Origin of the sequence: Brevibacillus sp. AY1 (genome assembly GCF_029870785.1) — a bacterium.
GTDB classification, from domain to species: Bacteria; Bacillota; Bacilli; order Brevibacillales; family Brevibacillaceae; genus Brevibacillus; species Brevibacillus invocatus.
Genome location: NZ_JAFLPN010000004.1, coordinates 137,501 through 150,120, shown reverse-complemented (window position 1 = coordinate 150,120; position 12,620 = coordinate 137,501). Strand labels below are relative to the sequence as shown.

Annotated in this window: 12 protein-coding genes; 9 read left to right on the top strand and 3 right to left on the bottom strand. The window is 47.7% G+C overall.

Going from position 1 to position 12,620, the window contains the following annotated elements; translation table 11 throughout:
• The first annotated feature begins 9 nt into the window (after positions 1-9).
• The gene (locus JZI27_RS06525; protein WP_280207093.1) at positions 10-1,128 is read left to right on the top strand and encodes a mandelate racemase/muconate lactonizing enzyme family protein; all 1,119 of its coding nucleotides are present in this window, start codon (positions 10-12) and stop codon (positions 1,126-1,128) included.
• 21 nt (positions 1,129-1,149) lie between these two features.
• Positions 1,150-2,562 carry an MFS transporter gene (locus JZI27_RS06520; RefSeq protein WP_280207092.1) on the top strand — a complete coding sequence of 471 codons (1,413 nt, stop codon included), beginning with the start codon at positions 1,150-1,152 and terminating at the stop codon, positions 2,560-2,562.
• A 48-nt stretch (positions 2,563-2,610) separates the two neighbouring features.
• Here JZI27_RS06520 and JZI27_RS06515 read toward each other — a convergent pair whose 3' ends face one another.
• Positions 2,611-3,093 carry an NUDIX domain-containing protein gene (locus tag JZI27_RS06515; protein WP_122907652.1) on the bottom strand — a complete coding sequence of 161 codons (483 nt, stop codon included), beginning with the start codon at positions 3,091-3,093 and terminating at the stop codon, positions 2,611-2,613.
• 49 nt (positions 3,094-3,142) lie between these two features.
• A complete protein-coding gene (locus JZI27_RS06510; RefSeq protein ID WP_280207091.1) occupies positions 3,143-4,051 on the bottom strand; it encodes an NAD(P)/FAD-dependent oxidoreductase in 909 nt (302 codons plus the stop codon).
• A gap of 243 nt (positions 4,052-4,294) precedes the next feature.
• On the opposite strand from JZI27_RS06510, the gene JZI27_RS06505 reads away from it, so the two are divergent.
• The 6 genes from JZI27_RS06505 to JZI27_RS06480 all read left to right on the top strand — a co-directional run bounded on the left by JZI27_RS06505 (position 4,295) and on the right by JZI27_RS06480 (position 11,147).
• Positions 4,295-5,677, top strand: coding sequence for an LCP family protein (locus JZI27_RS06505; RefSeq protein WP_280207090.1), 1,383 nt, complete (start codon positions 4,295-4,297; stop codon positions 5,675-5,677).
• Between the two features lie 145 nt (positions 5,678-5,822).
• Positions 5,823-7,256, top strand: coding sequence for a sigma-54 interaction domain-containing protein (locus JZI27_RS06500; protein WP_280207089.1), 1,434 nt, complete (start codon positions 5,823-5,825; stop codon positions 7,254-7,256).
• A gap of 192 nt (positions 7,257-7,448) precedes the next feature.
• Positions 7,449-8,729, top strand: coding sequence for a histidinol dehydrogenase (gene hisD / locus JZI27_RS06495; protein WP_280207088.1), 1,281 nt, complete (start codon positions 7,449-7,451; stop codon positions 8,727-8,729).
• 43 nt (positions 8,730-8,772) lie between these two features.
• Positions 8,773-9,633, top strand: a complete 861-nt coding sequence (locus JZI27_RS06490) for a substrate-binding periplasmic protein (protein ID WP_280207087.1) — start codon at positions 8,773-8,775, stop codon at positions 9,631-9,633.
• A gap of 70 nt (positions 9,634-9,703) precedes the next feature.
• Complete coding sequence (locus JZI27_RS06485) at positions 9,704-10,402, top strand: amino acid ABC transporter permease (protein ID WP_280207086.1); 699 nt, start codon at positions 9,704-9,706, stop codon at positions 10,400-10,402.
• Between the two features lie 4 nt (positions 10,403-10,406).
• Positions 10,407-11,147, top strand: coding sequence for an amino acid ABC transporter ATP-binding protein (locus JZI27_RS06480; protein ID WP_280207113.1), 741 nt, complete (start codon positions 10,407-10,409; stop codon positions 11,145-11,147).
• A 181-nt stretch (positions 11,148-11,328) separates the two neighbouring features.
• On the opposite strand, the gene JZI27_RS06475 is transcribed toward JZI27_RS06480, so the two are convergent.
• The gene (locus JZI27_RS06475; RefSeq protein ID WP_280207085.1) at positions 11,329-11,754 is read right to left on the bottom strand and encodes a DUF6157 family protein; all 426 of its coding nucleotides are present in this window, start codon (positions 11,752-11,754) and stop codon (positions 11,329-11,331) included.
• A gap of 190 nt (positions 11,755-11,944) precedes the next feature.
• Between JZI27_RS06475 and JZI27_RS06470 the strand changes: the two genes are divergently transcribed.
• Positions 11,945-12,553, top strand: a complete 609-nt coding sequence (locus JZI27_RS06470; protein WP_122907649.1) for an Hsp20/alpha crystallin family protein — start codon at positions 11,945-11,947, stop codon at positions 12,551-12,553.
• Positions 12,554-12,620 lie beyond the last annotated feature (67 nt).

Below are 12,620 nucleotides of genomic sequence, written 5' to 3'. Positions count from 1 at the left end.
GCAACTGACATGCGGATCGAACGAGTCGAGACATATCCCCTCTTGTACCGATTACCAGAAGCATACGGAGATGCGAATGGATACAAGCGCTATCGCACCACTTATCTGATCAGACTGATTACCCGGTCCGGAATCGATGGCTGGGGGGAGATTCTGGACTGGCTTCCTACGTTACACGTCGGTTTTCGAGAGCGAATCGCCCCTTTTTTGATCGGAAAAAAAGCGACTGACAGGCGGACGATTACCGAGGTTGTCAATAAATGGCATCAACGCTCAGCCGCCGGGGTTAGTATGGCGTTGACCGAGATCATAGCCAAGCAGGCTGGCCTGTCTGTGTGTGAGCTGTGGGGTGGAAAAGTACATGGAAAGATCCCAGTGTACGCTTCGTTTCAGTCCTATCGGGAAACAGATGATTGGGCAGTCAGGTCGCTACAGCAGGTTACTTCCCAAGTTGAGTCAGGATTCAAACGGATAAAAGTGAAAATTGGCGGTCGCACGATTCGAGAGGATCACAAGCATATCGAGGCGCTCATGAATTCCCTTTGTCCCGATGTATGTGTGGCACTCGATGCCAATCAGAGCTATGACCTAGCGGCAGCACGTGATTGGGAGCATCTGATTTCACGGTACCCCAACTGGATGTGGCTCGAGGAACCGATGCCGATGGATCGGGTAGTGGAATACGTCAGGCTGCGTGCCGCTTTGCCTATTCCTCTGGCAGGTGGAGAAAATCTGGTGCGTTGCAGTGAGTTTCTGCCACTGCTCCATCAAGGAGCCATAGATATCGTTCAGCCTGATCCCATGCACACAGAAGGGCTGGATGCTTATCGTTGTCAGGTTGAGCTCTCGCGACAATTTGGATATCGGGTTTCCCCGCATGCATTTGACGGAAGCTTATCCCGTCTGTATGCGATCTTTGCTCAAGCTTGTCTTCCTGCATGGAGCAAGATGCAAGATCAGCAGATTGAGCCAGTAGAGTGGGATGTCATGGAAAATCCATTTACTCATTTGTTCTCGCTACAGCCGATCCAGGGAGAGGTTATCGTACCCGATGGAGTGGGGATCGGATTGGAGCCGAACTGGGAGATCATCAATGCCATGCACTGGGATGGCCATGTATTTGTGTAAAAGTGGAGGGACAACAGCCATATGGCGCAGAATGCGAAGAACCTGATTGGTTTGACGGGAATCCCGCTGGTGATGGTATTGGGCAATTCCATGCTGATTCCCGTCTTGCCGACGATGAAAGCCAAGATGGATTTAACTCAATTTCAAACCAGTCTGCTCATCACTGCCTTCTCTATCGCAGCGGGGATCGTCATTCCTTTTGCCGGCTATTTGTCCGACCGCTTTGGCCGTAAAGGTGTGATCCTGATCGCACTTGGCCTCTACGGAATAGGTGGGCTAGTGGCTGGTCTTGCATCGCTTTGGGTGGACAATCCCTACCTTATGATCATGGCAGGACGGATCATGCAGGGGATCGGTGCAGCGGGTACCGCTCCGATCGCCATGGCGATGGTCGGTGATTTGTTCGATGGGGCATCGGAGAGTAAAGCACTAGGTCTTCTGGAGACCTCGAACGGAATTGGCAAGGTATTGAGTCCAATCATTGGCTCCTTGCTAGCTTTAATATCCTGGTACATGGTCTTCCTTGCCTTTCCGATCATCTGTGGTGTCATTTTGTTGTTCTTTCTTTTTTTTACGAAGGAAAAGAAGCAAGAGCGCAAGCCGCTTCTGATCAAACAGTATGTTCATTCGATTGGTCAGGTGTTTAAGAAGCATGGAAAGTGGCTGGTTCCCGCCTTCTTTATCGGGAGTATTTGTCTGTTTACCCTCTTTGGGGTCTTGTTTTACTTATCCGATTTGCTGGAGGAAACGTACAAGATCGATGGAGTCATCAAGGGTGGATTCCTTGCCATTCCCTTGCTGGTCATGAGCATTGCGGCTTATGTGACAGGGCTGATTATCAAGAAAAAGCTGAAGCTGATGCGACTTTTTGTGATTGTCGGCATGTTTCTGCTTAGCACTTCCTATGTACTCGCGACTTTTGTCAAAGGCGCCTATGTCCTGATAGGAATTCTGGTTATTGGCAGCCTGGGCACTGGACTTATTCTCCCTTGCCTGAACAGCATGATTGTAGGGGCCGTCCAAAAGACAGAGCGAGGCATGATCACTTCACTATACAGCGGAGTCCGGTTTATCGGGGTAGCAATAGGACCGCCTGTCTTTACCTGGCTTCTCGGGATGTCGCGCACCGTCATGTTTATGTCAATCGCGGGTCTCTCTCTGGTGTTTGCTGTTGTCGCCATCTTTTTTCTAAAACCGCAGCAAACGCAACAGCAATCCCAGCAGTCACAGACCACGAGTGAGGATGCAGAAGCAGAACAGAAAAAACAAAAAGAGGCACAAGCATGGCGCCATATATCCGAGGTGCTGGGAATTGAGCCGCAGAAGCAGACCGATAAACGAAAAGAAGAGGCTATCAAGCATTTCGGATTTGATCCAAGCGACATGATCAAGCATTTGTTGGGCGGAAAAGAAAAGGAAAAGGGTAAAGAATAACAGGCATCTGCCGAAGGATTCGTCGGTAAATGCCTGTTTTTTTTCGTATCAGTACGTTTTTTTCAGAGCAAAGGGGTGCTTCAATGCTTGCTCCAATGCAAGCGGATACACCTCATCATACAGAAAACGGCTGAATGTGGGGTTTCCCTGTACCTGAGTAGGAATTTCATCAAAGGTCACCGTCTCCCAAACATCAGGACCCGTAGGGGGGTGGGAGCAATGCTGGACCAGTGCTATGTAAATATCCTTTCTCAGCTCTTCATTGACGGTATATTGACCAATCCGTTCGATACCGTTGAGAACAGCTCCGGTTTCTTCATAGGTTTCCCGGACAGCGGCGGCAAGACTGCTTTCTCCTGGCTCTACTTTTCCACCTGGCAATTCAATGCCTCGCTCACGGTGGCGGGTAAACAGCAGCTTTCCTTGCCAAAACGGAAAAATCAGCACATGGCGTGCGTCATGCATGTGATACTCTTGTGGATCAAAGGTAAGGGTGACGGGCAAGCCGAAGTCATCCAAAAAAGCGTACATACCTCGGTCTCCTTCATGAATAGAAGTCTGAGCAGCCGTAAAAGCTGGCTTAAGTCTGTTGCTGGGAAATGTGTTTGACTGCTTTCATGGCCTGACCAACGGATAGCGAAAGAGAAGAATAGGCAGAACCATTGGCCACATCTCCGATCGCATAAATCCATTGCTCAGCTGTGACCTGGTTGCAATCGGTCATCAGATAATGCTGATCATAAGTATCCAGCGGATCGAAGCCTTGGCTGTTCCCACGGACACCAACGCGTGGCAAAATCCAGTCCACAGAGATGGAACGTGGGGTCGCAGGCAGATTGGAACGCAGGTTGAGCGTCATGCGGCCAGCCTCCTCAGCGAAGGTATCGATCTGAGTCTCAACCAATAAGTGCAGATTGGGCATTGCAGAAATGCGATCCAACCATTCCGACCTGGCTCGAAGCTGTTTGCCGCGAACGAGCAGATAAACGTGACGGGCATGTGGAGAAAGATTGGCAGCACCCTCCAGTGCGCGGTCACCACCGCCTATCACCGCAACGTCCTGGCCTCGTATAGTAGAAGCCTGTGAAGTGGTGGAAAACCACGGAGACAATACGCGAGAGCAGCCTTCCAGAGCGGGAATGACATTTGGAGTTACACCTGTGGCGATAATCAAATAATCAGCTCGATACACGGAGTGAGAGGTCGTGACGAGATGATTCTCAACATCAATGGAAAGAATGGGCTCACCCAAGCGCGGGCGTAGTTGTTTGATTGTCGGATGAGCCAGCAAATCCTTGAGCAATGCGGCTCCATCTGGATATACCTGTGGAGGAAAATCCCAAATTTCATTGTGAATGTGCGCGATTTGTCCGCCCAATGCATCTGTTTTTTCCAAAAGGAGAGAGGATAATCCCAAGCGTTGGCACCAGATGGCGGCAGATAATCCTCCGATGCCACCTCCCGCGATCAGCACCTGTACGTGTTCCACTCTATTGTCCCCTCCGATTTTTCGTGACGTAGCCAAACAAGCAAGATTACATCTTCAATTTTAGACTACCTGTTTCATTACGCGAGTGCAAGAACGTTATGGGCAGGAAGTGCGTCATATAGATACAATCGGCAGAATTCTACAAATTATTGTGAAGGTGTGATAGAATGAACATAATTTTCCATAAACGGCGATGAAGGTAGTGACAGATTGTGCCCTTTTTCGGGATAAGGAGTTGAAGTCATGCAAGCGAGAATGGAAAAGAAGCCAGCGCACCAGGCGCCCAAAACAAAGCAAAAGAAGCGAGGAAAGCGTGGGAAAAAATGGTACTTCCTCCTTGCTATCAGCGTGTTTTTTTGTTTGTTGATTGTAGGGGTAGGCTTGGCGCTATCACAAATGGACAAAACACTTGAAGTTGTCACAGACGATCCATACAAGCTTCCGGATCAGCCAGCAGTCGTTGTTCCTTATGAAGGGAAAAAAGCGCTCTCCTTCGTCATTGTCGGCGTCGATACACGTAAGAACATCGGAATGCTGAATACAGACGTGCTGGTCGTAGCGGTAGCCAATCCGGAAACACAAAAACTGACAATGGTTTCGCTGCCAAGAGATACGCGCGTAGAGATGCCGGGCTATCCTGGCTACCATAAGGTAAACGAGGTCTTTGCGTTAGGTGAAAATATACGTAGAGATGCGGAGAATAAGGGCAAGCCCGTAACAGAAAACGGGATGACGCTCTTGAAAAAAACGTTGGAAGGAATGCTGGGAATCCCAATTGAGCATTATGTCCAGCTGGATTTTGAAGGATTTACGGCGGTCATCGACAATCTTGGCGGCATTAAGGTTGATGTAGATCGCGATCTGGTCTACGAGCTTCCACAAGAAGGCGTCTACCGAAATTTGAAAAAGGGACTTCAAGTCTTGAATGGCGAACAGGCTCTCGGGTTCGTGCGCCATCGTCTGGATAAACGAGGTGAAGCCTACAACTCCAGCGATTTTGACCGGAACCGGAGACAGCAGCAAGTGATTCGGGCTGTCGTCGATAAAGTCGTATCGATTGATGGAATCTCCAATCTGACCACCGTTCTCGACACCTTTGGCAAACACATTCGCACAGACCTTTCAGCCGAACAAATCAAGGGGTTGGCCCTTGACTTTGCCACCATTTCTTCAGAAAAAATGGTATCGCTCGACAATGGCGCGGTTTGGAAATCGCCGTACTCGATGTGGCCGCAAAAAAACATGCAAGACGTACGCAACACGCTCAAAGCAGAGATGGCCACCAATAACCTGCAACTGACCGCGAATAGGCTAAGTGATGCAGCAGTCGTGGAGCTAGCCAAATTTGAAACTCAGCCCAAGCCGACTGTCGCTCCCAAAAAGCCGACAACCACGGCGCCAACCAAAGTACAGGTGCCACCAGCCCAACCGGAGCAGCCACCGCAGCAGCCTCAGTCGGAGACACCACAGACAGAAGGAGCGCCGATGCAACCACCGTCATCGGATGCGCCACCTTCTCCGACAAATGAGCAGCAGCCATTTCCTGCAGATCAACCACCACCTGACATCGTGGCACCGCCTGCGCCTGTCGTTGAAGTGGTCGATCAAGAGCAGGGTGAAGGCTGAAGTTAAGAGATGTATAATGGTACACAAAATATACCCGCTCTGTTACCCAAACAGCAGTGGGTATTTCTTTTTTATTTTTCAAATTAATTGTACTAATTTATGATAGAACTATATAAAGACAATCTGTGAGGAAAGGATGGGAGCTATGATGCCAGAAATAGACCAAATATTGAAAGAATTATTGGAAAAAAATCAGGAGCTAGAAATGGTTTTTCAGTCCTCTCACGACGAGATTTTTGTGACGGATGAGACAGGGACTTGTATTCGTGTAAACCCGTCTTGTGAGCGACACTACGGCTTGCAAGGGATTGAATTGCTTGGCCGAAACGTTTTCGAAATGGAAGAAAAAAAGATCTTTTACCCATCGGCAACTGTGATGGTTCTCAGGGAGAAGAAACCGGTCACCATGATTCAATCTACTTCAACTGGAAGGCGCCTGCATGTAACGGCCAATCCGGTTTTTGACGAATCGGGCAATTTGTTTCGCGTAGTCTCCAACTCGCTGGACATCACAGAGATTCTCACTTTGAAAAAACAGGTTGAAGAGATGGAAAAAGTCATAAAGGAGTACAATGGGCAGCTGGAACGATTGCGTCAATCGCATTTTGGGAGGAAGGGGGCATTAATTGCCAAGAGCAAAGCGATGAAACGAGTCCTGCAGCTATTGGAGAGGGTTTCACAGGTGAATACAAGCGTCATGCTGCTTGGCGAGTCAGGTGTAGGCAAATCGGAAGTGGCATTCTGGCTGCACAACATCAGCAATCGCAAGGAAAAAGCATTCATAGAAGTAAACTGTGGTGCCATACCCGCCAGCTTGTTCGAATCGGAGCTGTTTGGCTATGAAGCAGGAGCTTTTTCAGGGGCACTTTCATCGGGCAGAGCAGGTCTGTTGGAATCAGCAAATGAAGGAACGCTGTTTCTGGATGAAGTGGGTGAACTACCGCTCGAACTGCAAACCAAATTACTCCAAGTCATTCAGAATCAATCGTTTATGCGCGTAGGTGGCAGAGAGTTGAAAAAAGTTGATGTTCGCTTTATCACTGCAACCAATCAAGACTTGGAAAAAATGGTATCGGAGGGGACGTTTCGCAAAGACTTGTACTACCGGTTAAATGTCGTGCCCGTAAAAATCCCTGCATTACACGAACGTACGGAAGATTTAATAGAATTGATCTTTTTATTTATGGAACGTATCAATGAAAAGTATCACTTCCAAAAAACGCTGTCTCCATCGGTGTTGGACAAGCTATTGGCCTACCATTGGCCCGGAAATGTACGGGAGCTGGAAAATGTGCTGGAAAGAATCGCCATTACATCTGACTGCAGTGAGATCTATACGGACAGCTTGTTCGATAATTTGCGTAGCGAAGGATACCATCAGAGTGAGCAAATGGTATCGAAAGAGGACTTCTTGAAGAGATTGGTCAGCGATCCCGAAAATACGCTCGACAAGATGCTATTCCAAGTGGAGCAGGAGATATTTGCCCATTTCTCAAAGGAACTGGGGTCTATGAGAAAAGTAGCGCAGCGCTTAGGGGTGAGTCAAAGCACGATCAGTCGAAGATATAAGAAAGCATAAGAGGAGAGGTGATGCATAATTGCAATGAATTGCAGAAATGAATCAAAATTCTCTAGTTGTTGTTGCAAAATTGAAATAATTGCGCTTCCTGTTTTTCAAAAAGCCCGTTGAGTGTTCATTTTTTTCTGACTGTTATGTTGGCACGCCTCTTGCTTTAGTAATAAGCCAACAACAGTATTGGAGGGTATAAAAATGATCCATCACATCAAAGAAGAAGCTGGGCTGCAAGTAGAAGAGAGAACTGAACTAGAAAATACGGTGTCTGACATCATCCACCGTGTACGCCAGGAAGGAGACAGCGCGTTAAAGGACTTTTTGCAAAAATTCGATGGAGTAGATCTGGACGATCTAAAAGTATCCGAAGAAGGCATTGCAAAGGCAAAAGCAGTCTTACCGCAAACACTGCTGGAGGATATCGCTTTTTCGATTGAAAGAATCAAGGCGTTTGCAGAAGCACAACGCCGTACGCTGACCGAATTTGAGCAAGAGATGATCCCTGGAGTCTACCTTGGTCAACGCGTAATTCCAGTCGAGTCGGTTGGCGCGTATGTACCTGGTGGTCGATATCCGCTGTTATCATCTGCACAAATGGGGATTATTCCAGCGAAAGTAGCCGGTGTTCCGAAAATTCAAGTTTGTACACCGCCAACCAAAGACGGAGAAATTCATCCTGCCGTCATTTACGCTGCGCATCTATCGGGTGCGGACGACATCTATCGTGTAGGGGGAGCGCAGGCGATCGCTGCCTTGACATACGGAACAGAAACGATAAAGCCGGTCAATAAGGTCGTTGGCCCTGGAAACCGATTCGTCACCGAAGCGAAGAGGCAAGTATCTGGTGTAGTTGGAATCGACATGCTGGCAGGACCAAGTGAAGTATTGGTCGTAGCGGATGAAACCGCTCGTCCTGACTACGTCGCCTCCGATCTGTTAGCACAAGCTGAGCATGATGTAGACGCGCGTGTGATTCTGGTTTCAACCAGTGAGAAGCTTGCAGCAGCTGTACAGGCTGAGATTGTCGAGCAATTGAAAACGCTGCCGACGGCGAAGGTAGCGGAAGCAGCTTGGGCACGCAGAGGACAAGTCATTGTGACAGATACGTTAGAGGAAGCCATTGCTGTGACGAATGACATCGCACCGGAGCATCTGCATGTGCAAATCAAAGATAGCCGAGAACATCTGCAGGCGTTTATCAATTACGGTTCTCTTTTCTTAGGGGAACAGGCGTCTGTCGTTTACGCAGATAAAGTCTGTGGTACCAATCATATCTTACCGACATTGGGCGCAGCAAAATATACAGGTGGCGTATGGGTTGGAACATTCCTCAAAGTCGTCACCCATCAATGGATTGATGATCAAGGAGTAAAGGCGCTAGCACCACATTGCGTTCGTCAATCAGAAAGAGAGGGACTTATCGGGCATCTACGTTCTGCCAATATCCGTCTGACAGGCAAGCTGGATATCGAATCGTAGATTTCAGAATGAGAGTCCATCAAACAAGAAGGGGTGTTTTTAGATGAAAAAGAAATGGACAAGGCTGTTATCCATCAGTGTTCTCGGGATGAGCTTGCTCTTAGCGGCTTGTGGCGCTCAAAGCTCTACCGGAGAAAATGCGACTCCTGGCACAGGTGCTGCGGCGAAGGGAACGCTGGAACAGATCAAGGAAAGAGGGGTACTGATTGTAGCCTCCTCCAATGACGTTCCATTTGCGTATATCGATAAAGATACGAAGGAATTTACCGGTATTGATGCGGAGATCATTAAAGAAATTGCCACCCGCTTAGGCATTCCAAAAGTAGAAATGAAGGAAGTAAAATTTGAAAATATGTTAATCGAAATGAATAATAAGAACGTGGATATGGTAACGGACGGGATGTACGTAAAGCCAGAGCGTGAAAAAATCGCGAACTTTACGCATCGCTGGTACAAACAAGGAGAAGGTTTGATCGTACGCAAAGATTCTGACATCACGGGCTTGGATAGTCTGAGTGACAAAGTGGTAGGTGCTCAAAAAGGGACAACCTTCCTCGAATTTCTTGAACAGCTTCAAAAAGAAGGAAAAATAAAGGAAGTAAAAATCTTCGGTTCGCAGGCCGAGTTGCTTTTGGCGACGAACACGAAAAAAGTGGATGCAGTTGTGACGGACAGCGCGACGGCAGCTTTTACAATCAAAAAAGACCCTACGTTGAATCTCAAATTGGTCTCTCCATACACCCCTCATTTTGACGGAATCGTTGCTGCTGCTGTCCGCAAAGAGGATCAAGACTTGCTGGACGCAGTGAATGCAGAGCTCGACAAACTCAAGCAAGAAGGATTTATTTTAGAAGTACTGGAGAAATACGGTTTAAGTGAAGACAACATGATGCCTGTAGAGTAATCGCGAATGAAGAAATTTACGGGGGGAAGTGCAGGGATGCGCTTCCCTTGGTTAGCGGGGGGTTAGTAGTGTGAATCATTTGGATTTTAAGACAGCTTTTGAACAACTTACGCCTTCTCTTCTGGAAGCATTAGGGTTAGTCGTTGCCTTGGCATTACTTTCCTTTACCTTGGCATTAACGATCGGCATGCTGGTTGCTTTAGGCAGACTTTCGAAAGTGCGTTCTTTGCATGTCGTTTTGATTGCATTCTTGGAAATCGTACGAGGTACCCCTCTATTGGTCCAGCTGCTCTATGTCTACTACGTTTTACCTGAGATCATCAGCTACGTAGTCGGGATCTGGGTACCCGGTTATCATATGAATATTAGTGCATTTACAGCAAGTATTGTCGGTCTTGGGGTCAACTATGGCTGTTACCTGTCGGAAGTCTTCCGCTCATCGATTCAGGCGATAGACAAGGGACAATTGGAGGCGGCTAAAGCATTGGGCTACACCAGTCGAAAAGCCATGTGGCATATTGTCATTCCGCAGTCCATTCGCATCGCTTTGCCGCCGCTCGGGAACTATTTTAACGCGATGCTGAAAGATACGTCTCTTTGCGCGTTTATTACGTTAGGCGAAATTATCCTGAAAACACAGGCATATGCATCGCAAACCTTTCTCACGATTGAGTCGTACACGATCGCTGCCTTGATTTATTTGATCGTCAGCATACCTCTGGGACAGGCTATTCGCATCATGGAAAGGAGGCTGCGCCGACATGTCTAAGACGATGGTCACCATTCAAGGTCTCTACAAAAAGTTTGGAGAGAACGAAATTCTCAAAGGGATTGACTTGCGCATCAGACAAGGAGAGAAGGTCGCTATCATCGGCCCCTCTGGATCAGGAAAATCGACGTTTCTTCGCTGTATCAACTATCTGGAGCAACCTACTTCAGGGACAGTCATGATTGATGATAAAAAATTCGCAGAACCGAATCAAAAGCTGAATGAAAAGCATGTGGCTGGATTGCGTCAGGAAGTAGGGATGGTATTCCAGAGCTTTAATCTCTATCCTCACAAAACGGCTTTGCAAAATGTCATGGCCGCACTCATCACGATACGTAAAATGCCGAAAGCACAGGCGATTGAAATTGCGGAAAAATTTTTGCAAAAGGTAGGGCTGGCTAACCGAAAAGATCATTATCCAAGTCAGTTATCGGGTGGGCAGCAGCAACGGGTTGCAATAGCCCGTGCTCTAGCGATGGAGCCGAAGGTCATGCTGTTTGACGAAGCCACTTCTGCACTTGATCCGCAATTGGTTGGAGAGGTGCTGCAGGTCATTAGAGAGCTGGCAAATGAAGGCATGACGATGGTTTTGGTTACACATGAGATGAAATTCGCTAGGGAAGTAGCGGACCGAATCATCTTTATGGATGGTGGCGTGATTGTGGAGGAAGGGGAGCCGGAGCCATTTTTTACGAACCCTGCACATCCCAGAACCAGAGAGTTCTTGCAGCAAGTCGACAATTAAAGGAAGAGAGTAGGAAAAAGGCTTTCACAGTCTCCAGGATGTGAAAGCCTTTTTCAACGTATAGGAATTTATAAGCGTCAAGCTTATGATTTTTGGAGCGCATGAAAACTTTCCGCTAAAACGCGGTCGCTCCTCCTTGAGAAGGCCTCGATAAAAGTTTTCTTAACTTGCGTTTTCGATTTCAAGCACGCGAATTCCTCATCCCAAAGACGAGCTTCAATCCATCTTCTCCCGATTCAACAAACCTACGGTACTCATCTGTCTCCATACCGTACAGGGCCAGTTTGCCTTCTTGATCGTGGTGGACGCCCCAGCCGTATTTTTTGGTCAGCATGGATGCACGCATGCACGGATGCTTCTTTTGAAAAAGCGCTTCCCTAATCGCATCTGCGTGAGTCGCAATTTCTTCTGCTGGAATTTGCTTGTGACGGATGTGCACCTCATAAATCAGGTCTTCTAGCGTGAAACGATAAGGGTATTGGGTCAACAGCTGATATTGGAGTACATGTATAGATGGATTCGCGTCCTGCTTAGTTGGTGGAATGGTACCCGTTTTTACGGGACAATCAGGAGAGACTTGCACAAAGGTATGTACGATTTCAGTCATTTCATAGCACCCACTTTTTATTGAAGAACGTATACTTGAATATAGCGTAAATAGTGAATTATTACCAGTTTTTCCTCTTGTCAGAAAGTTAATCGCGGGGACAAACGCCTACTGCATATCCTGTTAGGGAAGGATAGCGAGTCGTTCGCAGGGAGTTCTGACGGACTGACGAGAGGGGAGGTACGGGCGAGTGAAAAATTTGCAAGAGACCATGAAGCAGCTGCAAAAAGCATCAGAAAGTTTATCGCGTTTAAGTATTGATCAGGAGCATCCTTGGAAAGCATTGAGTCAGATGAATCAAATCTTGGATACGAATTTTTGGGAAAACCTGGTCGTTCTAAGCAAGCATGCAGCTCCTACCGTTCAATCCCAGCCACAAGAAATCACGACGAAAGTGAAAAAAGCAAAAAAAAGAAGAACGAAAGCACCTTCGGCAGCGCCTTCGACTGTACTCGTGGAAGAAGAACATTCTTTTTTCCCGACAACAGATGTATTCCAGACCGATCACCTCGTTATTGTTTGCTGCGAGCTGCCGGGCTTCGCTCGGGACAGTCTGGAGGTAACACTGCTGGATCAAAGGGTCATCGAGCTGCGCGGAAGAATTCGTGAGCACGTATACGCTCCGTCACGCGTGCATACAGAGAGAACGTCTGGCTCGTTCTGCCGGAAAATTGAGCTGCCGGTATCAGTTGGCTCAAAGGGAATGAAGGCGCAGTATCAGGACGGGTTGCTTGAGCTGTATTTGGTCCGGGATCAGACGATGAGAGAGAAAAAAGCGACGTTTCGCGCAAATTTGTAGAGAGAAGGTAGATGCCTTCTCTTTTTTTGTACTATCGGAAAGTGTTGAGTGCGCTAAAGCGCTAAAA

What these genes read in the sequence shown, in the direction of transcription:
- JZI27_RS06525 (WP_280207093.1), top strand. Translation starts at nt 10, where the DNA reads ATGCGGATCGAACGAGTCGAGACATATCCCCTCTTGTACCGATTACCA.
- JZI27_RS06520 (WP_280207092.1), top strand. Translation starts at nt 1,150, where the DNA reads ATGGCGCAGAATGCGAAGAACCTGATTGGTTTGACGGGAATCCCGCTG.
- JZI27_RS06515 (WP_122907652.1), bottom strand. Translation starts at nt 3,093, where the DNA reads ATGTACGCTTTTTTGGATGACTTCGGCTTGCCCGTCACCCTTACCTTT.
- JZI27_RS06505 (WP_280207090.1), top strand. Translation starts at nt 4,295, where the DNA reads ATGCAAGCGAGAATGGAAAAGAAGCCAGCGCACCAGGCGCCCAAAACA.
- JZI27_RS06500 (WP_280207089.1), top strand. Translation starts at nt 5,823, where the DNA reads ATGATGCCAGAAATAGACCAAATATTGAAAGAATTATTGGAAAAAAAT.
- hisD (WP_280207088.1), top strand. Translation starts at nt 7,449, where the DNA reads ATGATCCATCACATCAAAGAAGAAGCTGGGCTGCAAGTAGAAGAGAGA.
- JZI27_RS06490 (WP_280207087.1), top strand. Translation starts at nt 8,773, where the DNA reads ATGAAAAAGAAATGGACAAGGCTGTTATCCATCAGTGTTCTCGGGATG.
- JZI27_RS06480 (WP_280207113.1), top strand. Translation starts at nt 10,407, where the DNA reads ATGGTCACCATTCAAGGTCTCTACAAAAAGTTTGGAGAGAACGAAATT.
- JZI27_RS06475 (WP_280207085.1), bottom strand. Translation starts at nt 11,754, where the DNA reads ATGACTGAAATCGTACATACCTTTGTGCAAGTCTCTCCTGATTGTCCC.